Here is a 22,143-nt window from a genome sequence, read left to right as displayed (position 1 = left end):
CAGACGGCCTGGCGCCCCGAAGGCCTCCCGGCAGCGGCGAAAGCGCCGCCCGGCACTGCGAAATGACGCCAAACAGAGTCTAGAGTTTTTCAAGTAATTCTTTAAGGACGCAATGTGAAAAAGCTTTTCATCTCCCACCCCGGAGGGCTCCGGTGAGCCGTGCCGCCGCGCCGCCGCGCTACGGGCGCTTCGCCAAGAAGCGTTTCGGGCAGCATTTCCTGCACGACAAGGGCGTGTGCGCGCGCATCGTGGCCGCCCTGGGCATCCAGCCCGGAGACCGCGTGCTGGAAATCGGCCCCGGGCACGGGGCGCTGTCCACGCTCATCGCCCAGGCCGGGCCGGGGCTCTATGCCGCCGTGGAGCGCGACCTGCCCCTGGCTCTGGAACTGCGCGACAAATGCCCGGGAGTGCAGCCCCTGGCCGCCGACGCTCTGGCCGTGCGCTGGGAGCGCCTGGGCCCCCCGGGCGGCTGGAAGATCATCGGCAATTTGCCCTACAACGTGGCCTCGCCGCTGATGTGGGAGCTGTTTTCGCGCTGCCGGGGGCTGGCCCGGGCGGTGTTCATGGTCCAGAAGGAAGTCGGCGACCGCCTCGTGGCCCGCCCCGGCACGGCGGACTACGGCGCCCTGTCGGCCTGGGTCCGGAGCTTCGTGGAGCCGCGCCTGGGGTTCACCGTGGGCCCCGGGGCGTTCATCCCCCGGCCCAAAGTGGACTCGGCCGTGCTTGTTTTCACGCCTGTGGCCGGGCCGGGCGATTTCGAGCCCCGGGCCCTGGCCGGATTGCTGCACACCTGCTTCCAGAAACGACGCAAACAACTCGGCAACATATTGAGATCATGTATGAATGATGCCGCGCAGGCCTACCTGGAATCCCAGGGGCTGACCCTGCGCTCCCGGCCCGAGGAATTGGCTCCGAACCAGTTCCAAGCCTTGTCACTGCTGGTTAAAAGCCATCTTGCGTCTTGACAGGAAGCGGGCTTCGCTGCCAATGTCCAAGTCGGCGTGTCTGGCAACCCCGGCTGCGGGCGCCAGGACCGCCGGAGAGGGCGAAAGCCATCTTTCGGTCAGGAACCGCCCGGTTTTTTTCAGCCCGGCGCTGGACATGGTTCCTGGTTTGCTTTAAGGCGACTGGAAGACCGTCCGACTCGGGAAGGCGCGTAGCGCAGGGCTCCGCTTCCCGTTCCGCCGGGAGCCGCGTCTGCCACTTGGCCCCGCCGCCCTGCGGTGCGGGCATGTGATAGTCGGATCGTGATCGTATTTCTTGGGGAGTTTGTTTCCAACTTGAGAGGAGGAAAGGACTGATGACTAAGGCTGATTTGGTCGTAAAAATCGCGGAGAAGGCGAACATCACCAAGGCCAACGCCGAGCGTGCCCTGAACGCCTTCCTGGAGACCGTCGAGGCCACCCTGGTCAAGGACGGCAAGCTGACCCTGACCGGCTTCGGCACCTTCGTTGTCGAAGAGCGCAAGTCCCGCACCGGCCGCAACCCCCGCACCGGCGCCAAGATCAAGATTCCCGCCACCAAGGTTGTCAAGTTCCGCCCCGGCAAGCTCCTCAAGGACGCCGTCAAGTAAGGCTCCCGGGAGGGTATCATGATTCATGGAGAAACCCTGCACAGCCCGCTGCCCTGGGATCTGCCCTGGTGGATGCCCGACCATGCGGTGTTCTTCGGCGTGCTGTATGCCGTCCTGGGAATCCTGGGCCTGGCCGTGGGCTTCGTGCTGACGAAATCGTACATCGAGACCGTCGTCAGCCCCAAGACCGGCCACGATCACTAGCGCCTTCGGACGCGAAATGCTTTCAGGGGCCCGGCCTTCGCACGAAGGCCGGGCCCCTGTCGTTCGCGGCGTCCATGCCCGGGAAGGGGAGGGACGCCGGGCGGGGGAGCCTCCCGAGAGGCACGGCCGGGACGGCCCGACGCCGCCGGTCGGGCGTGCGCGTCGCCTCCCCCCCGGGGGCACGGCCTGCCCGGGGCGGGCTCCAGGAAATTTTCCCCGGCGCGGGGAGCGCTGACGGGAACTTTTTCCTTGCCCTGAATGGAAAGCCGGGATAAATAGACCGTCTTCACCGCTCGGCGGCCTCACGGCGTACCGAGTGGAGACAAGGGAGGTGATTTACTTGCCCGGAGTGCTCCTGGAAGACAACGAAATCTTCGATATCGCCCTGCGCCGTTTCAAGAAGCAGGTCGAGAAGTCCGGCATCCTGTCGGAGCTGAAGAAGCGCCAGCATTACGAGAAGCCCAGCGTGCAGCGCAAGAAAAAGCGCGCCGCCGCCCGCAAACGGCTGCTCAAGAAAATGCGCAAAATGAACGTGGGCTGAGGCGCCTTGCGCGTCGGCCTTCGGGTCGCCTACGGCCAGTGATACGGTGCGGCGCGGGACGGCCACAGTTCCGCGCCGCTTTCTTTCGTCCGGTTTTCTCCCGGTTTTCGTCCGCTTTCACCGGGGCGCGGCATGGCCGCACCGGTTCAAGGAGCCCGTCATGCCCGCACTCCTGAAAAAGATCGAAACCGACTACATCAGCGCTTACAAGGCCCGGCGGGAAATCGAAGTGGCCGTTTTGCGCATGCTCAAGACCGCGCTGAAGAACATGCAGGTGGACCTGGGCCGCGAGCCCGAGGACACCGAGGTGCTCGACGCCGTGATGCGCCAGGTCAAGCAGCGCAAGGAATCCATCGAGCAGTTCCGCGCCGCCGGGCGCGCCGACCTGGCCGACCGCGAGCAGGCCGAACTGGAAGTGCTCGACACCTACCTGCCCACGCCCCTGACCCCCGAGGAAACCGCCGCCCTGGTGGATTCCGTGGTCGCCGACCTGGGCGCCGCGGGCATGCAGGACATGGGCCGGGTCATGGGCGCCATCACCGCCTCGCACAAGGGCCGCGTGGACGGCAAGGCCCTGGCCGCCCTGGTGCGCGCCCGCCTGGGCGCCGGGGCCAAGGCCTAGGACCGCCGCGCTCATGCAGACCCGTTCCCTGCATCTTCTGGAGTTTCCCAAGGTCCTGCGGCTGTTGGCCGAGGGAGCCGTGTCCGAGGCCGGGGCCGCGCGTTGCCTGGCCCTGGCGCCGCTGGACGACCCCGCGCGGCTGGCCGGGGAGGCCGAGCTTCTGCGAGAGTGGCTGTCCTGGGCCGGGGAGACGGGCTTTGCCCTGCGGCCGTTCCCGTCCCTGGACGGGCTGCTGGACACCCTGGTCCGGCCCACCGAAATACTCGACCTGGACGCCCTGTGGGCCGTGTTCCAGATGCTCGACGCCGCCCGCGAGGTGCGCGAGGCCCTGGCCGACGGCGCCGCGCGCTGGCCGCTGCTGGCCGAGGCCGCCCAGGGCCCCTGGCCGACCATGCTCTGGTCGGGCCTGCGCCGCTGCCTGGGCCCCGACGGCAACCTGCGCGACGAGGCCTCGCCCCAGCTCTTTCAGGTGCGCTCGGAAATCCGGGCCATCCACCAGCGCTGCACCGTGCGCGTCAAGGCGTTCATCGAGCGCGAGGTGCTTTCGCAGTATCTCCAGGAGGAGTTCATCACCGTCTCCTCCGACCGCTACGTGCTGCCCTTCAAGACCAGCTTCAAGAACAAGCTGCCCGGCATCATCCACGACTACTCCCAGACCGGGGAAACCTGCTACTTCGAGCCCATGTTCCTGGTGGAGCTGAACAACGAGCTCCAGCAGTTCAAGCAGGAGGAACGCGAAGCCGAGCGCGAGGTGCTGCGGCTGCTCTCCGGCCTGCTGCGCCAGGAGCGCGAGGCCCTGGGTGCGGCCTACGACTTCGCCGCCGCCGCCGACGTGCTCGGCGCCAAGGCCGCCTTTGCCGCGCGTTTCGACGCCCGGCCCGTGGAGGTGGCCCCGGATGCCCCCCTGCGCCTGCTCGGCGCGCGCCATCCGCTGCTGGCCGCCGCCGGGGCCGGTGCCGTGCCCGTGGACCTGCTGCTGGAGCCCGGGCAGCGCGCGCTGGTCATCAGCGGCGGCAACGCGGGCGGCAAGACCGTGGCCCTCAAGACCCTGGGCCTGTGCGCGGCCATGGCCCTGGCCGCGCTGCCCGTGTGCGCCCGCGAGGGCAGTTCCCTGCCTGCCTGGGGCAAATTGTTCGTGCTTCTGGGCGACGAGCAGAGCATCGAGGACTCGCTGTCCACCTTCACGGCGCAGATCCGCCACCTTTGCGCAGCATGGGAGGCCATTGACGATGGCTCCCTGGTGATTATGGATGAGTTCGGCGCGGGAACCGACCCCAGCCAGGGCGCGGCCCTGGCCCAGGCCGTGGTGGACGGCTTCCTGGACAAGGGCTCCTGGCTGGCCGTGGCCACCCATTTCCCGGCCCTCAAGGCCTACGCGCTTTCGCGGGAGCGGGTGCGCGCGGCCTCGGTGCTCTTTGACCCCAAGACCAAGCGCCCGCTGTACCATCTGGCCTACGATCAGGTCGGCGCCAGCCAGGCCCTGGACGTGGCCCGCGAGCACGGCCTGCCCGAGCATCTCCTGGCCCGCGCCCAGCAGTACATGCTGCTGGACGGCTCGGACACCTCGGCGGTGCTGGAACGGCTGAACGCCCTGGCCGTGGAGCGCGAAGGCGAACTGGCGGCCCTGCGTACGGAGCAGGACAGGCTGCGCGAGCGCCGGGCCAAGCTTCAGGAGCGTTTCGAGGCCCAGCGCCGCCGCCTGCTGGAGGACATCCAGACCCGCTCGCGCGAGATCATGCGCGCTTGGCGCGAGGACAAGCTCGGGCGCAAGCAGGCCATGAAAGAGCTGGCCGAACTGCGCCGCGAGGCGGGCGGCGAAACGGCCGTCCCGGCCCCCGAGGGCGCCCCCGGGCCGCTGGATTTCGAGGCCGTGGCCCCGGGCGGGCGCTACCGCCATCTGGGCCTGGGCAAAACGGGCACCGTGGCCGCCCTGGACGAACGCAAACGGCAGGTGAAGCTGGACCTGGGCGGCGTCAGCGTCTGGGCCAAACCTGCGGACCTTGCGCCCGAGGAGCAGCCTGCGGGAGCAGGGGCGACGCCGGGCCCCCGGGCCGTGGCCGTGCCCGCCGGGAGCAGCGGCGGGGCCCTGGTGCTCGACCTGCGCGGCGTGCGCGCCGAGGAGGCCGAAGGCCAGGTCTGCCGCTTCCTGGACGACGCCGTGCTCTCGGGCCTTGCGGAGGTGGAGATCGTCCATGGCCGGGGCACCGGGGCGCTGCGCAAGGAAGTCCACCGCATCCTGCGCGCTTTCCCGGGGGTGGACACGTTTGTTCTGGCCCCGGAGGACCGGGGCGGCGACGGCATGACCATCGTGGAACTGAAATGACGACGGCAGGGCCATGGGCAAACACGACAGCGGAGCCATCGCAGCCATAAAGGAGCGCCTGGACATCGTGGAGATCGTCCGGCGCTACGTGGAGCTGCGCCCCGTGTCCGGCCGCTGGACCGGCCCGTGCCCCTTCCACCAGGAAACCAAGCCTTCGTTCTCCGTGAACCAGCAGCTCGGCTACTACTATTGCTTCGGCTGCCGCGCCTCGGGGGACGTGATCGACTTCTACAAGGAGATCAACGGGCTGGAATTCCGCGAGGCCTTGCAGCAACTGGCCGAGATGGCCGGGGTGGAACTGGGCGAAACGCGCCCCGACCCCGCGCAGGACCGCCGCAGGCGCGAGCGCAGCACGAGCATCGCCCTGCACAAGCTGGCCGCCGAGTTTTACGTGCGCAACCTGGGCGCCCCCGGTGGGGGAATCGCCCGGGATTACATCGCCCGGCGCGGCCTGAGCGACGAGACCGTGCGCGCCTTTGCCCTGGGCTACAGCCCGGACGACTGGCACGCGCTGGAAAAGCACCTCCAGGCCCACCGCCACGACCCGCGCGCGGGCGTGGTCGCCGGGCTTTTGGTGCAAAACGACAAGGGCAACATTTACGACCGCTTCCGGGGGCGGCTGATGTTCCCCATCCACAACCTAGCGGGCCAGGTGGTGGCCTTCGGGGCGCGCACGCTGACGGGCGACGACCCCAAGTATTTGAACTCAAGCGAATCGCCCATTTACATCAAGGGCGATAATCTATACGGCCTTTTTCAGGCCCGGCGCAGCATCGCCCACCACAAGGAGGCGTTGCTTACCGAGGGCTACACCGACGTGCTCTCGCTGCACCAGTACGGCTTCACCAATGCCTGCGGTGTGCTGGGCACGGCGTTGACCGAAAACCAGGTCCGCCGCCTGGCGGGCTTCTGCTCGCGGCTGGCCCTGGTGTTCGACGGCGACGGAGCGGGGCGCAAGGCGGCCCTGCGTTCGGCAGAAATGGTCCTGGCCCGGGGCATGACCTGCCGCGTGGTCATGCTGCCCGACGGCGAGGACGTGGACAGCCTGCTCCAGGCCCGGGGCGCCGAGGCGTTCCAGGCCCTGCTGGACGAAGCCCCCGAGGGGCTGGATTTCTGCCTGCGCGTGATCGGCGGCACGTCCACGCGCGAGTTGGTGCAATGGGCCGACGGCTTTTTGCGCCAGTTGGACGAACCCCAGTGGCGCTCGCCGCTCATTACGCGCATCGCCCAGCGCCTGGGGTTCAAGGAAGAGGAACTTCGCGCGCGCCTGGCCACCCAGGGCCGGGAGCGCGCGGCCGCGCCCGTGGCTCCGGCCGCGCCGACGCGGCGCCCGGGCGACCGGGGACACAAGCTGGACCGCCAATTGGTGCGTTTTGCCGTCTGCAACCCGCACTACGTGGCCCAGTTGCGCGACAAAGGCATGGGCCGGGTGCTCGTGTCCGAGTTCGCCTTGTGCCTGTGGGAAAAGATGGAGGCCAATCCGGGCCTCGACGTGATGCACATCCTCACCCCGGCGGAAAAGCGCTATTGGGTCGAATGTCTGGAGACCAATACGCGCACGCCCGAGGATGCGCAGCGGGAATGGACGGAGATATGCGATTTTCTCGAACGCGAGGCCCTGCTGGACGACAAGCGGGCCACGTTCGAGGCCCTGCGCAAGGCCCAGGTGGAAGGCGATACGGCCGAAGTGGAACGTCTGCTTCGGCGCCAGCAGGAGATTCTAGGGAGGCTCGATGAGCAACATTAAGGAAGTCCAGCAGATCAAGGTCCTCATCGCCGAGGGCAAGAAGAAAGGCTTTCTGACCTTCGACGAGGTCAACAAGGCCCTGCCTTCGGACATAAACAAGCCCGAGCAGATGGAAGAGATCATCGACATCTTCGATTCGATGAACATCGCCATCGTCGACACCGAAAAGGAAGGCAAGCAGCTTGAGCTTGTGCGCGACGACTCCGAGGAGGAGCCCACCGGCGACCTGGAGCTGACCGACAGCGAGGACGCGGCGGACTATTCCTCACGCAGCACCGACCCGGTGCGCATGTACCTGCGCGAGATGGGCGCCGTGTCGCTGCTCGACCGCGAGGGCGAGGTGGTCATCGCCAAGAAGATCGAAGCCGGGGAGATGGAGGTGCTCTACGCCCTGGTGGAGGTGCCCGTGGCCATCGAGGAGCTGGCCCGTGTGGGCAAGGACCTGCGCGACGGCAAGGTCAAGCTCAAGGACGTGGTCAAGACCATCGAGGAGGACGACCCCAGCGAGGACGAGATGAACCAGCGCCAGCGGGTCATCTTCCTGCTGGACGAGGTGCGCCAGATCTACTCCCGCCGCCGCAAGGTCTATGAAAAGCTGGAGCAGTGCTGCACCCTGGACCGCCGCGTCTACGGCCTGCAGAAGGACATCGTCAAGTTCAAGGAAGACATCGTCTCCCGCCTGCGCGACATCAAGCTGGAAAAGACGCTCATCGACCAGATCATCGAGACCGTGGGCGACTACGTGCGCCAGATGCACAACTGTCAGCGCGACCTGTCGGCCTATCTGCTGTCCACCGGGCGGCCCCAGGCCGAAATCCAGGAGATATTCAGCCTGCTCGACCGGCGCGAACTGAATCCCGTCAAGGCCGCCGACATGCTGGGCCTGACGGTGGAGGAACTGTTCAGCTTCAAGGAGATGATCTCCGGCAAGATGGAAATCCTGGTGCGCCTGGAAGAAAAGTGCTGCCACCAGGTGGGCGACATGGAGGAGGTGCTCTGGCGCATCCGCCACGGCAACTACACCGCCGCCCGCGCCAAGCAGGAGCTCATCCGCGCCAACCTGCGCCTTGTGGTCTCCATCGCCAAGAAATACACCAACCGCGGCCTGCAGTTCCTGGACCTGATCCAGGAAGGCAACATCGGCCTGATGAAGGCCGTGGACAAGTTCGAGTACCAGCGCGGCTACAAGTTCTCGACCTACGCCACGTGGTGGATCCGTCAGGCCATCACCCGGGCCATCGCCGATCAGGCGCGGACCATCCGCATCCCGGTGCACATGATCGAGACCATCAACAAGCTCATCCGCACCTCGCGCTACCTGGTGCAGGAGCTCGGGCGCGACCCAACGCCCGAGGAGATCGCCGAGCGCATGGACTACCCGCTGGAAAAGGTCAAGAAGGTCCTCAAGATCGCCAAGGAGCCCATCTCCCTGGAGACGCCCATCGGCGACGAGGAGGATTCGTCCCTGGGCGATTTCATCGAGGACAAGAAGGCCACCGCGCCCGCCGAGGAGGTCGTCAACACCAAACTCGGCGAGCAGATCGCCAAGGTCCTGGCCGACCTGACCCCGCGCGAGGAGCAGGTGCTGCGCAAGCGCTTCGGCATCGGCGAGAAGAGCGACCACACCCTGGAAGAGGTCGGCAAGCTCTTCAACGTAACCCGCGAGCGTATCCGCCAGATCGAGGCCAAGGCCCTGCGCAAGCTGCGCCACCCCGTGCGCAGCCAGTTGCTGCGCTCCTACTACGAGAACTAGGCCCCGGGCGCGCCCCGGTGCAATGCACACGGCCCGCCTCCGGAATTCCGGAGGCGGGCCGTGTCGCGTTGCGCGGGGCGAAGCGGGGGGAACGGGGCGCCGGGTGCGGGCGTCTAGCGCAAAGGCAGCAGGATGGTGAAGACCGTGCCCGCGTCGGGGCTGGAATCCACGAGGAACCGGCCGCCGTGGTTGTTGGTGATGATGAAGTAGGACACCGACAGCCCGAGGCCGGTGCCGATGCCGGGGTCCTTGGTGGTGAAGAAGGGCTCGAACACGCGCTTGCGGGTGGCCTCGTCCATGCCCGGGCCGTTGTCGCGGACCTCGATGACGGCGTGGCCGTCGCGCACGCCGGTGCGCAGGGTGATGGTCGGCTTGCGGCCCGGCACGGGCGTCAGGGCCATGGCCTGGGCCGAGTTCTTAAGCAGGTTCAGGATGACCTGCTCGATCTCGGTGCGCGTGCAGGGCGTGGAGGGCATGTCGGCCTGATATTCGCGGTTGATATGAATTTTTCTGAAATCATACTGCTTTTTGAGGTCGTAGTCGCTGGAAGCCAGCTCCACCGTGTCGTCCAGCAGGGCGTTTATGTCCTGCGGGGCCATCTGCGATTCGCTCTTGCGGCTGAAGTTGAGCATGTTCTGCACGATGCGCGCCGCGCGTACGCCCGAATCGCGGATGCCCTCGATCATGGGCAGGATCTTGCGCTCGGCCAGATAGTCGCGCACGGTCTGCACCGTGGTGCCCAGGGCCTCGGCTACGCGGTCGTTGGCGGGCATGCCCGGCGAGAGGCGGCGCTCCATGTTCTGCACGGCCTGAAGGATGCCGCCCAGAGGGTTGTTGATTTCGTGGGCCATGCCTGCCGCAAGGCCGCCCACGCTCATCATCTTCTCGGTCTGGACCATCATCTCCTCGATGCGTACGCGCTCGGTCACGTCGTCCACGCGCACCACCGCGCCCTCGACCACGTCGCCGCTCAGCAAAGGGTATACCGTGATGTCCTTGTAGCGGATGTGCTTGTCGCGGCGAACGGGCACCTTGAGGGTTTCGCGGGGCTGGCGGGTGGCGGTGGCCATGCGCACGTTGTCGGCCTGGGCGGCCAGCTCCGGGGCGGCCTCGGCCAGGGGCAGGCCCAGGGCCTCGGCGGCTGGGCGCCCGGTTTCGTGCTCGGCTTGGGGGTTCCACTGGGTCACGCGGCCCTGGTTGTCGACCACCACCAGCAGCGAGGGCATGGAGTCGGTGACGTTTTTGAGCAGGTTGTGCAGGCGCAGGGCTTCCTTTTCGGTGCGCTCGCGCTCGTGGACCTCGTTTTCCAACTGGGTGTTCAGGTCGCGCAGGGACTGTTCGCGCTTGCGCACCTCGCGGGCCATGACATCCACTTCCTTGACGATGGCCCGCATTTCCTCCTGGGGCGGATCGGGCATGCGGTAGTTGTAGTCGCCCTGGGAAATGCGCTGCACCCCGGCGATGAGTTCGTCCAGCGGGCGCTTGAGTATCTTGCGCAGCAGGGCGCCGGTGACGGTGGTCGCCACCAGAAGCACCACCAGCAGGGTGATGAACGTGGAGGAAACCATCTTGCGCGCGCTGCTGTCGTAGCCTTCGGGCGAGAGCCCCAGTTCCACGCGGGCAATGACGTTGCCGTCGTGCACGATGTCGCCGCTGCGGGCGATGATCTCGCCCTCGCGCGGGCGGGAATTTTCGTAGAGCACCGTCATGTCCGGATATTCCAGCACACGCAGCATGGCCATGTCCTCGTTGCGCATGTGGAAGTCGGCAATGTTGCGGATGTTGTCGCGGTCGATGGTCCAGACGGGCAGCTCCATGCTGATGCGCAGGTTGGAGAGGTACTCGTCCGCCCGGCGTTCCATCTGGCGCTTCTCGTTTTGCAGCATGGTCTGGGCGTTGAAGAACGTCATGAGCGAGGCCGAACCGCCGATGAGCAGGATGAGGGCGATGACGATATCGCGGGCGATGGTTCTCTTCATTGTTTCTGTCCGGTTGCAGTGGCGGTGGCTGGGCCGGGAAGTCATGGGCGCCCGATGCAGCATACGACAAAGAGGCCCGGCAGGGCGAGCGCAAACTGCGCGCCGGGCGATGTTTCGCCGTTGCCGACGGGAACCCGCCGAGGATAACACGCCGGGCGGGAAAGGAAAACACCCGGGAGCGGTCCTGCCACACGCGCGAACCTGAATACGCATCTCATTGAACTATAAAGTTTTTCACACCACGACCGATAGCATATTGTCCAGCATTGCAAATGGGGATTGCGATCTTGCGAAGGAGGGGACTCATGATTCAAGGGCTGAACGGCGCGGTATCGGCTTCCGGACTTCAGGCCGCGGCCGATGAAACGGCGGCCGCCCAGGACCGGGGACAGCAGGAGCAGGCGTTCCCGGGGGCATGGGGCGATGCGTACACCGTGACGATCTCCGACCGGGCGAAGGCGCGCCTTGCCGCCGCCGTCGAATCCGGCGCCGAGGCGGGCGAGGCCGATACGGAACAAAAGCCGTCCGCCCAGGAGTACTGGGAAAAGCTGCTCGGGGTTTCCAGCGGCGCGAGCACCACGGCGGACGGCAACCGGCTGAAGGTGACCGTCAAGGGCGACGCTGTGGAGGTGCTCGAATACGCGGGCAGCCGTCTCGTCAGGAAGACGACCGGCATGCTTGGCGCTTCGGGGGTCGACCTGACCACGGAAGTCTATGACCGGTCCGGGCGGACGACCCAGAAGATCCAGACGCATTTCACGGGGCTGGACAGCGACCTGTCCGTCACGAGCAGCTCCGGGATGACCCGCACCACCCAGTGGTTCGACGGGCGGCAGCTCGTGCGGCAGATGGAAGAGTCGATGCGCCTGTCCAGTTCGTACAGCGGCACGCCCAACGCCGATGCGTTCGAGAGGCTGAACCTGGCGCAGCTTGCGGACAGCCTGGGGGGAAGCGGGCAGGACAAGCCGACCGACGAGGGCACGCTGTGGTCGCTGCTCGACTTCGCGGGGAGCCTGACCAAGGACACCCAGAAGACGGACTACTACGCGACGGTCACGGACTATGCCGACGGACGCGTGACCCAGCGCATCACCATCGACCAGGCCAACAGCTACGAGAACACGACGAACCACGGCGACGCCGTGAACGCAGGCAGAGACCCGCACTCCACGGAACAGACGCGCCAGGAAGCGCGACTGTTCCTGCGGGTGGAGTCTTACGATGCCCAGGGCAATATCCTGCGCGACGTTTCGTTTTCGGATACGATGGACAGCTTTTCCAGCAGCGGCGTGCAGCATCGGCAGAGCCTGTCCGTCTCCTGGTACGTCGACGGCGAAAGAGTCAAACGCAGCCAGGGGGAACTGACGATGGAGCGCGGGGAGAACACCGACCTCGAAACCCGCCCGACGCTGTTGCAGTTTCTGAACGTGGACGAAGCGGACTACGCGGCCGACACGCCGCTGAACGCGAGCGAAATCCTGTCCCTGGGGCTGACGCAGGCCGCGACGGATTCCGGACACTTCAAGCAGGCGCTCAAGGCGGACGTGGAGAGCGGCAGGTACGACACCGCCGGGGATGTCGCCAGGGGGAACAACGGAGACAGACCGTACACCCTGGAATGGACGAACGAAATCTACAGCGAGGGCGAGCTGGTGGCCCGGCAGCGGGACGTGGAGTCCGCCACTGGGAACCGGACGCCCGAGGATACCCTGCTGCGCACGGGCGGGGGGCTGACCGAGGACGCGAGGCCCGCGCTGTTGCATCGGACGGAACATGTGGAAGAAGCCTACGAGGGCGGGCACCTGACCACCCGGGGCGTGATTTCCTCGCACGAGTACATCTTCGAGGGCGACCGCCAGGGGCCGGACGAAGTGCGCACCGCCACGCACGCGGAAAAGCAAAGCGGCTTGAAAAAAATCGTGATGAACGATGTGTATGCCGCAACGATCGAGGATGTGGACGCCGACCGGCATGCCGCGTCGGAAGCCTTCTCGCTGGAACTCGGCCTGTCTCTCGGCGATTTGCGGGAAACGCTGACGGCCGTGAACTCCGCCGGGAAAGAAGAGGAGGCCATGGCGGGCATGATTGGCGAATAAGCGCATTGCGCCCCGCGTCCCTCGGACCATGAAAGAACGAGAATGCGGCAGTCTGCCCGTCTTTTCAGCCCGCTCCGGGGCTCGGGTGAACCTTTGCGGCCCTGGTCGCGCCCCGGCCGGGGGCGGCCGGGGCGCGTTCATTTTCGCGGCCTTTTGCCGCACGGACCCCGCCCCGGCATATTCCCGATTGCCTGACGGACGCGGCCGGGGCTAACATGGCGCCCATGAACGGAAAATGCATCGGTGCGAAGCTGCTGCGAAGGGTGCTGTGCGCGGCGCTCCTGGTGGCGGCCCTGGGCCCTTGCGCGGCCCTGGCCGGAGGGGTGACGGCGCGCTTCGTGCCCGATGGCGACACCCTGATGCTGACCGACGGGCGCAGCGTGCGCCTGATGGGCATCGACAGCCCCGAAAAGGGGCGGGACGGCGCGCCCGACCAGTACTGCGCAGACATGGCCCGGGCACGCCTGGACGCGCTGACCCGGGGCCGGGCCCTGACCCTGGAACCCGGCCCGTGCGGGCACGACCGCTTCGGGCGCGTGCTGGCCGTCGTCCGCCTGGACGACGGCACGAACCTGAACGAAACCATGGTCCGCGAGGGGCTCGCCTTCGTCTACACCGTGCCGGGCGAGTGGCCGGAATTGGCGCGCGCGCTGCTGGCGGCGCAAAACGAAGCCCTGGACGCCGGGCGCGGCTTCTGGCCGCGCATCCTGGCCCTGCCGCAGGCCGGACGCCCCTGGGTGGGCAACGCGCGTTCCCTGCGGGCATTCCCGGAAGGCAGCCCCGAGGCGGGCTCCCTGGCCCGGCGCAACCGCGTGCCCCTGGCGAACCTGGAGGCCGTCTTCCGCCAGGGCTTCTGCCCGGCGCGGCAGGTCAGCCCCTGGCCGACGGAGCAGGGCGGGCCCCGGCGTTCCCCCTCCACCGGCTCCTGACGCCTCCGGCCCCCTGACTCCCTGACGGCCGAGGCCTCTGAGAAAACGACCCCGCACGCCCCCAGGCAGTGGAGCGGGTGCGCTGCGGTTCCAGCAACCCGGCGCGCGGTATGTCTGCGGGCGCAATAATGTCTCGAAAAGTGGCGCCCCGTCTTGATTTTTGGCCTTCGCTCTCCGGGAAAGGCGGTTGACGTGGCCCCGGGCATGTTTTAGCGTACGGCACCTTTTGCGGGCCCGTTTTTCGGGCCGTCGGGGGCCCCTCTCGGCCCCCGTTTTGCGGAACCTCAAACGGAACCGGGTTACAACGCATGGAAACACTTCGCACTCTTCCGGGCGATGACGTCCGGCAAATCATGTGGCGCTTCGCCGACCGCTTCGATCTCCAAATGGCCGTGCAGTCGGCCCGCTCCATCGCCCGCAGCGTCGTGGCCCGCCTTGTGGCCGACGGCGCGCGCAACACCCACGAATGGACCGAGCGCAAGGCCGAACTGCTCAAGGCCTTCGACGAATCCGGACTCACGGCCATCTATATGGACCCCGATCAGGGCGGCTTCATCGAAGGCCCCAAGAACCTGGCCCTGGCCCTGGTGGCCATGGAACTGGCCTGGGTGGACGGCGGCGCCGCCACCAGCGCCCTGGCGAGCTGCCTGGGCCTCGCGCCCATTCACGAGAAGGGCACCGAGGAACAGCGCACCCGCTACCTGCCCCAATGCACCCCGCCCCAGCCCGGGGAGGAACGCGTCTGCCGCCGCGCGGCCTTCGCCCTCACCGAGCCGCTGCCCTACGTGGGCGTGGACACGGGCATCCTGGGCGGCAAGATCCGCGTGGAAAGCTGGGCCGACGGCGCCGAGCCCATGCTCAAGGTCGAAAAGCGCGGCCGCTTCATCACCAACATGGACTTCGCCGACATCGTGACCGCCGCCGTGGAGTCCGACGACCCGCGCATCAAGGGCTCGTGCATGGTCATCCTGGAGAAGGAGGACCCCGGCACCTTCGACCGCGGCGCCCCGACCCTCAAGATGGTCCACCAGTTGTCCAGCACCCGCGACCCCGTCATGAGCCTGACCGTGCCCGCCTCGCGCATCATCGGCGGCTACGACGTGGTGGACGGGGTCATCGTGCCGCGCTTCGGCCACGGCGAGATCATCGCCTCGGTCTTCCACCGCACGCGCATTCCCGTGGGGCTCATGACCTCGGCCAAGCTGCTTTCGGCCGTGGAGCCGGTCATCCGCTACCACCGCCAGCGCTTCCGGGGCGGGGCCGTGGGCGAGCCGGGCAGCCGCCGCCACGAACTGGGCCTGCAAATGAACGAGGACGCCCTGCAACGGCTGGTGGACGTATGGGCCACGGGCGAGGCGGGCAGTTCCCTGGGCCTTGCCGCCGCGCGCCTTGCCGACCGCTTCGACCCCATCGAGCGCGAGAAGGACCGTCTGTTCGCCGAGCAGGGCGTCAAGGGCCGCAAGCAACTGGCCGTGCTCAAGGACAGCCAGGAGCGCGCCCTGGAATACGCGCGCCTGAAATACGCCGACGGGCAGGCCGACCCCGCGCGCATGGCCGGGCTGGAGGCCGACACCCTGGCCCAGTTCGTGTACATGGACGCCCTGGCCGGAGTGCTCAACCCCGGCACCAAGCTCTGGAACACCGGCGTGGGCGCCACCGTGATGCGCGAGGCCGTGTCCCTGGTGGGCGGCTACGGCATTACCGAAGACTGTCCGGGCTTTCTGTGCCACAAGTGGATGGACGCCCAGCTCGAGGCCACCTACGAGGGCCCCGAGGCCGTGCAACGCCGCCACCTGAGCCTGACCATGACCAACCCCGTGTTCCTGGAAGTCATGCGCCAGTGGAGCGCCCGGCTGCGCCGCAGCGGCGCCGAGGGCGCCGAAGCCCTGGCCGGAGCCATGGACATGTGGCTGTGGACCCTGGACTTCCTGCAAAAGGGCGCCGACCGCGAGGGCCGCAAGCTTTACCACGGCAAGCGCCAGGGCGTGAGCTTCCCCCTGGCCGACGCCCTGGGCTGGCTGCTGGCCGCGCGCTTCCTGTTCGAGGACGTGGCCGTGCTGGCCGCCGAGGCGCCGGGCAGCCCGGTGCTGGCCGAGGCCGCCCCGGGCCTTGCGGCGTTCTACGCCGACCTGGCCTGCGTGCAGGGTGCCCGCGCCGCCGGCGAGGCCGCGCGCATCTGCGCCGAGTTGGTGTACGGCTACGGCTGCGCCGAAGTCGCCGGGGGCGCCTGCGTCGAGGAGTTCGCCCGCCTGCGCCAGGGCGTGGACGCGGCCCTGTTCGGCGCGCGGCTGGCCAAGGACCGCGCCGCCGAGGCCCTGACCGGAGTCATGATCCCCGAGGCCCTGGACTACCCGCTGTAATCCCCTGCGGGGCCGCCCCACACGGGGCGGCCCCGCGTCCTTTCACCCCCGAGCAGCCATGACTTCCCAATCCCAACCCCAGGCTGAAACTCCCGAAGTGCCCCGTCAGAGCATGGAGGCGGACATCGTGTGCGTGGGCTTCGGCCCGGCGGTGGCCGGATTCCTGACCACCCTCACGCGCGGGCTCATGGGCGAGGACGGCATGCCCGTGGCCGAGTCGCGCGTCATGCCCGGCCTGCCGCCGCAGATCATGTGCTACGAGCGCGCCGACGACATCGGTTTCGGCGTGTCGGGCGTGGTCACCCGGGGCCGGGCCATCCGGGCCAGCTTTCCAGACCTGGACCCCGCGGCCATCCCCATGGCCCACGCCGTGACCTCCGAGAAGGTCGTCTATCTTTTCGACCCCCTGGGCGCCAGCCGCCGCAACAAGGCCCTGCGCGCCGCCGAGGCCGCCGCGCGGCGCCTGCCCTGGCACGACAAGACCCTGGCGGCCATGGAACTGCCCTGGATTCCGCCCTTTTTGCGCAAGGAGCCGGGGCTCGTGCTGTCCATGGGCCAGTTCACCCAGTGGGTGGGCGGGCAGGTCATGGGCACGGGGCTGGCCCAGGTCTGGCCGGGCACGCCCGTGGCCGCGCCGCTCGTCGAGGGCGGGCGCGTGCGCGGGGTGCGGCTGGCCGACCAGGGCGTGAGCCGCACGGGCGAGCCCGAGGCCGGGTTCATGCCCGGCATGGACGTGACCGCCGCGCTGACCGTGGTCGGCGACGGGCCCGTGGGCCCCGTGGGCCGCGCCATCGACGCCGCCCTGGGCCTGCCCGCCGGGCGCCGCCAGCGCGACTGGGCCCTGGGCATGAAGGCCGTGGTGCAACTCCCCGAAGGCTGCCCGCTCGCGCCCGGTACGGTCATCCACACCCTGGGCTTTCCCGAGCCGGAAATCTTCGGATTCCTGTACGTCTACCCCGAGGGCGTGGCCTCCCTGGGCATCTTCGTGCCCTCGTGGTTCGACAGCCCGGTGCGCACGGCCTACCGCTACCTCCAGCACTGGATGCGCCACCCTTACCTCTGGCGCTGGCTGGAGGGCGGCACCATGCGCTCCTGGGGCGCCAAAAGTCTGGCCGAGTGGGGCCGCCACGGCGAGCCCGCCCTGGCGGGCGACGGCTACGCGCGCATCGGCGAGGGCTCCGGGTCCACCAACGTGCTCACGGGCTCGGGGGTGGACGAAGCCTGGGCCACGGGCGTGCTGCTGGGCGAAGGCGTGCTCGAACTCCTGCGCCAGGGCCGCGATTTCACCCGCGACAATCTGGAAGAAGCCTATGTGGCCCGGCGGCGCCGCTCCTGGGTGGAGCAGGAGGCCCGCGTGGCCGAAAAATCGCGCGACGGCTTCCAGTGGGGCGTCATCCAGGGGCTGGTGGGCATGGCCCTGACCGGGCTCACCGGCGGCTCCGTGAACCTGTCCCCGGCCATCAAGCGGCCCCACGAACGCATTCCACCCCTGGAGCGCTACTGCAAGGGGCGCATCCCGGCGGCGGAAGTGGCCACGCTGCGCGCCGCCTGCCGCGCCGAGGGCCGCAGCCTGCACGACGCGGTGATGGACCGCATGGGCTGGCCGCAGATCGAATACGACGGCAAGCTTCTGGTGTCGCACCAGGACGCGCTGCTGCTGGGCGGCAAGGTCCAGGCCGCGCCCGGCTACGCCGACCATGTGCGCTTCAAGGACCACACGGTCTGCGCCGCCTGTACCGAGCAGGTCTGCATCAGCGCCTGCTCCGGGCAGGCCATTACCGCCAACCCCGAGGCCGGGGCCCCGCTGTTCGACCGTGAAAAGTGCGTCCACTGCGGCGCCTGCCTGTGGAACTGCTCCCGCCCCGACCCCGCCGATCCCGCCAACGCCGAGACGGCCAACGTGATCTTCGGCGCCGGAGCGGGGGGACTGCATTCCAACGAAAACTGACCGGCCCAGGGGCGGCAGGAATCCATCGACGAGAACCGGCCGGGGCACCCGCGCCCCGGAACCCAAGGAGAACCTCATGAGTTACCATATCGTGGTCTGCGGGAGCATCGTCCCCGACCCGCTCCAGACCCTGGAGCCCATGGCCGGCCCCAACGGCCCGGCCCTGAAGAACGAAATGATGCTGCCCGCCGTGCTCGACCCCTGGGCGGCCCACGCCCTGTTCGAGGCCGCGAACCTGGCCAAAAACGTGCCGGGCTCCAAGGTCTGGCTGGTCAGCGTCGGCCCCAAGGCCAAGCTCCAGCAGGTGATGATGCACGTGGCCCAGAAGGTGCCCTTCGAGCTGGTGGTCATGGACGGCCCGGCGGGCGGCTTCGTGGAGGCCGCCGACACCGCCGCCGCCCTGGCCAAGGCCGTGGATGGTATCGCCGGGCTGGAAAAGGACAAGCTGCTGCTTTTCGGCGGCTGGAGCAGCGCCTCGCGCGGCACCGGCGCCACCATGCAGATCCTGGGTGAAATCCTGGGCGTCACCGAGCAGTTCCAGGGCGTGGACGAACTGCGCCCGGCCGACGACGGCTCCTTCGAGGTCAAGGAGCGCATCGAGGGCGGGGGCTACCTGCGCTCGCGCTGCGCGGGCGCGCCCGCCGTGCTCGGCTGGGCCACGGGCAACCTGCCCGAGCCGCCCAACAACCCCCAGGTGGGCATGCAGAACATGCGTCTGATCATGCCCGCGCTGCAAAAGGCCCAGCCCGCCGCCGTGGGCGCCGCCGGGGTGGCCTACAAAGCCGTGGAACTGCCCGGCTCCCGCCGCCAGACGCGCATCGTCAAGGACACCCCCGTGGACGACATCGCCCGCGAAATCGTGGAATGGATCAAGGGCTGACGGCCCACGCACAGGAGACCGACATGGAAAAGATTCTCTACCTCGCGCATCCCGAGGACAACGGCGCCCTGAGCCGCACTGCCCTGGAGGCCCTGGCCGCCGCCAAAGGGCTGGCCGCCGGGCTGGGCGCCGGGTTCAGCGTGGGCCTGCTCGGCGGGTCCGTCCAGGCGGCGGCGGATTCCATCGCCGCCTGCGGCGCCGCAGCGTTCTTCGCCGCCCAGGGCGAGGCCCTGGCCGCCTCGCGCTACAGCACCGACGCCGCCGCCTGCGAGGCCCTGTGCCGCGCCGCCGGGGCCACGGTGGTCGTCGCCCCGGCCACGGCGCGCCTCGCGCGCTGCCTGCCCGGCGTGGCCCAGCGCCTGGGCGGCCGGGTGGACTCCAACTGCACCGGCCTGACCGTGGAAAACGGCGCGCCCCTGGTCAGCCGTTGGTATTACCGCCAGCGCATGGTCGCCGCCCAGACCCGCGAGCAGCGGCCCTGGGTCATCACCGTGGCCCCATGCTGCTTCCTCGCCGAGGAAGGGCAGGGCGGCAGCGCCAGCCTCCAGGCCGTGGCCCTGCCCGCCGTGACCCCGCGCACCGAGGTGCTGGGCATCGACGCCCCGGCCGCCGACGAGCAGACCATTCGCCCCGAGGCGGAAATGCTGCTGGTGGCCGGAGCGGGCTGGACCAAGAAGCAGGCCGACGGCCAGCCGCACCCCGACAAGGCCGCCGAGCACATTCTCGGGTTCCTGGAGCGTACCAAGGCCTCCCTGGGCAGCTCCAAGTCTCTGGTGGACCTCTCGGGCGAGGGCCAGTCCGTGCTGCCGTTCCTGACGCACCTGCACCAGGTCGGCCAGACCGGCGCCACCCCGCGCCACAAGAAGGGCCTGGCCACCTGCTGCCACGGCGAGGAACCCCACGTGGTGGGTTGGCGCTTCATCACCGAACGCCGCGCCGTGAACCTCGACGCGGGCTGCGGCTGGGCCCAGGGCAAAGCCGACGTGCTCTATGTCGCCGACGCCTTCGCCGTCATGGCTAAGGTCAACGAGATGCTCGGCGAGTAGGGCGGGGGCAGCCGGGAAGGCACTCGGGCGAAACGACTCCCCGCCTTGTGCTCACCGGTCCCAAGGGCGACACGACATCCCGCCTTTGCACAACAGACAAGCCCCGGTTTCCGCCGGGGCTTGTCTGTTGTGCAACGATTTCGTGTTATGTTGATATGTTGTCTCTGCCAATCCGGGCACCTTGTGGCGCCGGAGGCGTTGCGCTCTGGGGTGTATCCCCGACTTCCGCCTTTCAATTCTCAAGCGCTACTTGAACTCCTGCGGATAGCGCCCGGCCTTGAGGAAGATCGGGTCCAGGAATTTGAGGGTCACCCAGGCGGCGGCGGCACCGGCCAGGGCGACCACGACATGCACCACCGCGCGGCGGAAGAGCAGGGCCGGGGTATGGGCCCATTTGGCGATGCGCACCACGCGGGCGAGGTCGGGCAGGAAGAAGGCCAGCGCGCCCAGCAGCAGGCCCACGGCCTGCCAGAAGCCCAGGCTCACGCCCACGCTCACGCCGCCGCGCAGCATGGCCAGCAGGGCCAGGACGAGTACGGCGGCCAGGGCGTAAACCCCGTAGCGCAGGCGGCGACACAGGGCCAGGGGCTTGAAAACCGTGCGCCGACCCACGCGCAGGATGTCCAGGAACCCTTGGGCCGGGCCTCCGGGGCGGTCGAACTCCGGGGCGATGGCCGTAAAGGCCCAGGGGCCGGAGGCGGCTTCGGGGGCTGTCGGCTCCGGGGCCAGCGGGTCAGTGTCGGGCACGGACTCGGGCGAAGGTCCGGGCGCAGCCATGTCCCGGCCCCCGTGCCCGGCGCCGGGCAGCAGGGCGGTCGCCATGCGGTACCCGTCGAGCATCAGGGCGTAGGCCTCCACATCGTTGAAGGAATCCAGGTCCGTGCGCAGGCGGGAGAGCAGGTCCTGCACCTCGGCCGGAACGCCGGGCACGGGCTGGTCTGGGTTCGCGGTGTCGGCGCTGCCCGGTTCGCGGGCGGGTTTGCCCTGGGCGTCGATCCAGGGAATGCGCCGCACGGGCAGGCCGTGGCGCAGGTGGAGCAGGGTGGCGGGCGGGGTGTGCTCGCCCAGCAGGCTCAGAAGCTGTTCGTCGCGGGTGCGGTCCATGAGGATGCTGTTGGCCCGGGGCACGACGGAAAACAGGCTCGGCCCGGGCTCGGCCACGTCGTCCATCTGGCCCGAGGCGTCGCTGACGAGAAGCTCGGTGCAGCGGCGGGCCAGCAGGGCCTGGACGCCCTGGTTGTCGTACACGCCGCCGTCCACCAGCTCCACGCGCACGCCCTCGGCGTAAAGCCCGGACAGGGCCAGGGGCGGGAAAACCCCCGGCACGCAGGCCGAGGCGGCCACGGCCAGCCCCAGTTCCATGTCCTTCTGGGTCGCGGTGTTGTCGTAGGAGTCGGGGCGGCAGAGGCGGAAGTTCTTGTCCACTTCGCAGAAGGCCGGGTCCGCCGGAGGCTGCTCGCCCATGGTCGAGGCCTCGAAAAGCCAGCAGTGGCCGTCGTTGAGCACCGTCGCGTTGATGAGCAGCACGGGCACCTTGGCCCGGCGCGCGGCGTTGTGGCGCATGGGGTGGAAGGGCTCGGCCCCGGCGCGGCCCGCCGGATGGATGCGCAGGTCGCGCATGCGCAGCATGCCCGGGGCCGCCCCGGGCAGCACGCCCTGGTAGAACACGCTGTCGTAAAGCTCGCCGATGCGGTCGCTGCGCGAGTAGTCGCGCTGGAACATGCGCAGGTTCCTGCGCGGGCTCAGGAAGGTGCGCATGCGCACGTTGGTGCGCACCCCGTCCAGGAAGCGCTTTTCCACGGCGGCCACGAGGTCCACGTAGTCCTGGCGGGTGATGGCCGCGTCGGGTTTCTCCTCCAGCAGCCGTTTCAGGAAGAGATAATACAGCGCGCCGACGATGGACCCGCCGGACACGGTGGACAGGGCCTGCACGTCGCGCAGGCGGTCCTGCTCCGCCAGACGCGCCAGCACGCCGATGTGGAAGAAACTGGCCCGGAAGCCGCCCCCGGAAAGGGCCAGCCCCAGGGCGTCGCCGGAAAACGCGCGCACGGGGCGTCCCGTGCAGGTGTCGTACGTCATGAGTCCCCCCCTCGGGCTCCCGCGGGGAGCCCTGGGCAGGACATAGCATTCCCAATCCATGAA

16 protein-coding genes are annotated in these 22,143 nt (G+C 68.6%); 14 read left to right on the top strand and 2 right to left on the bottom strand.

Annotated elements, in window-relative coordinates:
• The first annotated feature begins 152 nt into the window (after positions 1-152).
• From rsmA to rpoD, 8 genes are all read left to right on the top strand, one after another.
• The gene (rsmA, locus tag ACZ5KV_RS00235; RefSeq protein WP_464240334.1) at positions 153-965 is read left to right on the top strand and encodes a 16S rRNA (adenine(1518)-N(6)/adenine(1519)-N(6))-dimethyltransferase RsmA; all 813 of its coding nucleotides are present in this window, start codon (positions 153-155) and stop codon (positions 963-965) included.
• 335 nt (positions 966-1,300) lie between these two features.
• Positions 1,301-1,573, top strand: coding sequence for an HU family DNA-binding protein (locus ACZ5KV_RS00230; RefSeq protein ID WP_464240333.1), 273 nt, complete (start codon positions 1,301-1,303; stop codon positions 1,571-1,573).
• Between the two features lie 18 nt (positions 1,574-1,591).
• Positions 1,592-1,777, top strand: a complete 186-nt coding sequence (locus tag ACZ5KV_RS00225) for a hypothetical protein (RefSeq protein WP_464240332.1) — start codon at positions 1,592-1,594, stop codon at positions 1,775-1,777.
• Between the two features lie 340 nt (positions 1,778-2,117).
• The gene (gene rpsU, locus ACZ5KV_RS00220) at positions 2,118-2,318 is read left to right on the top strand and encodes a 30S ribosomal protein S21 (RefSeq protein WP_291496070.1); all 201 of its coding nucleotides are present in this window, start codon (positions 2,118-2,120) and stop codon (positions 2,316-2,318) included.
• Between the two features lie 160 nt (positions 2,319-2,478).
• Positions 2,479-2,940, top strand: coding sequence for a GatB/YqeY domain-containing protein (locus ACZ5KV_RS00215; RefSeq protein WP_464240331.1), 462 nt, complete (start codon positions 2,479-2,481; stop codon positions 2,938-2,940).
• Positions 2,941-2,953: 13 nt separating this feature from the next.
• A complete protein-coding gene (locus ACZ5KV_RS00210) occupies positions 2,954-5,263 on the top strand; it encodes an endonuclease MutS2 (RefSeq protein ID WP_464240330.1) in 2,310 nt (769 codons plus the stop codon).
• Positions 5,264-5,276: 13 nt separating this feature from the next.
• Positions 5,277-7,010, top strand: coding sequence for a DNA primase (gene dnaG / locus ACZ5KV_RS00205; protein WP_464240329.1), 1,734 nt, complete (start codon positions 5,277-5,279; stop codon positions 7,008-7,010).
• Complete coding sequence (gene rpoD / locus ACZ5KV_RS00200) at positions 6,997-8,763, top strand: RNA polymerase sigma factor RpoD (protein ID WP_464240328.1); 1,767 nt, start codon at positions 6,997-6,999, stop codon at positions 8,761-8,763. The genes dnaG and rpoD overlap by 14 nt, the downstream gene beginning before the upstream one ends.
• 113 nt (positions 8,764-8,876) lie before the next feature.
• Here rpoD and ACZ5KV_RS00195 read toward each other — a convergent pair whose 3' ends face one another.
• Entirely contained in the window at positions 8,877-10,742 is a 1,866-nt protein-coding gene (locus ACZ5KV_RS00195; protein ID WP_464240327.1) for an ATP-binding protein, read from the bottom strand.
• 305 nt (positions 10,743-11,047) lie between these two features.
• Between ACZ5KV_RS00195 and ACZ5KV_RS00190 the strand changes: the two genes are divergently transcribed.
• The 6 genes from ACZ5KV_RS00190 to ACZ5KV_RS00165 all read left to right on the top strand — a co-directional run bounded on the left by ACZ5KV_RS00190 (position 11,048) and on the right by ACZ5KV_RS00165 (position 20,001).
• The gene (locus ACZ5KV_RS00190) at positions 11,048-12,838 is read left to right on the top strand and encodes a hypothetical protein (RefSeq protein WP_464240326.1); all 1,791 of its coding nucleotides are present in this window, start codon (positions 11,048-11,050) and stop codon (positions 12,836-12,838) included.
• Between the two features lie 224 nt (positions 12,839-13,062).
• Positions 13,063-13,767, top strand: a complete 705-nt coding sequence (locus ACZ5KV_RS00185) for a thermonuclease family protein (protein WP_464240325.1) — start codon at positions 13,063-13,065, stop codon at positions 13,765-13,767.
• Positions 13,768-14,075: 308 nt separating this feature from the next.
• Positions 14,076-16,127, top strand: coding sequence for an acyl-CoA dehydrogenase family protein (locus ACZ5KV_RS00180; protein ID WP_464240324.1), 2,052 nt, complete (start codon positions 14,076-14,078; stop codon positions 16,125-16,127).
• 58 nt (positions 16,128-16,185) lie between these two features.
• The gene (locus tag ACZ5KV_RS00175) at positions 16,186-18,075 is read left to right on the top strand and encodes an NAD(P)/FAD-dependent oxidoreductase (protein ID WP_464240323.1); all 1,890 of its coding nucleotides are present in this window, start codon (positions 16,186-16,188) and stop codon (positions 18,073-18,075) included.
• A 76-nt stretch (positions 18,076-18,151) separates the two neighbouring features.
• A complete protein-coding gene (locus ACZ5KV_RS00170; RefSeq protein WP_464240322.1) occupies positions 18,152-18,955 on the top strand; it encodes an electron transfer flavoprotein subunit beta in 804 nt (267 codons plus the stop codon).
• A 23-nt stretch (positions 18,956-18,978) separates the two neighbouring features.
• Entirely contained in the window at positions 18,979-20,001 is a 1,023-nt protein-coding gene (locus ACZ5KV_RS00165; protein ID WP_464240321.1) for an electron transfer flavoprotein subunit alpha, read from the top strand.
• Between the two features lie 246 nt (positions 20,002-20,247).
• Here the strand turns inward: ACZ5KV_RS00165 and ACZ5KV_RS00160 are convergent, their stop codons facing one another.
• Positions 20,248-22,080 (bottom strand): patatin-like phospholipase family protein, encoded by a 1,833-nt coding sequence (locus ACZ5KV_RS00160; protein ID WP_464240320.1) that lies wholly within the window; start codon positions 22,078-22,080, stop codon positions 20,248-20,250.
• Positions 22,081-22,143: the final 63 nt, after the last annotated feature.

The sequence above is a fragment of the Desulfocurvus thunnarius genome, from assembly GCF_055390965.1.
This window is presented reverse-complemented; position numbering and strand designations above follow the sequence as displayed.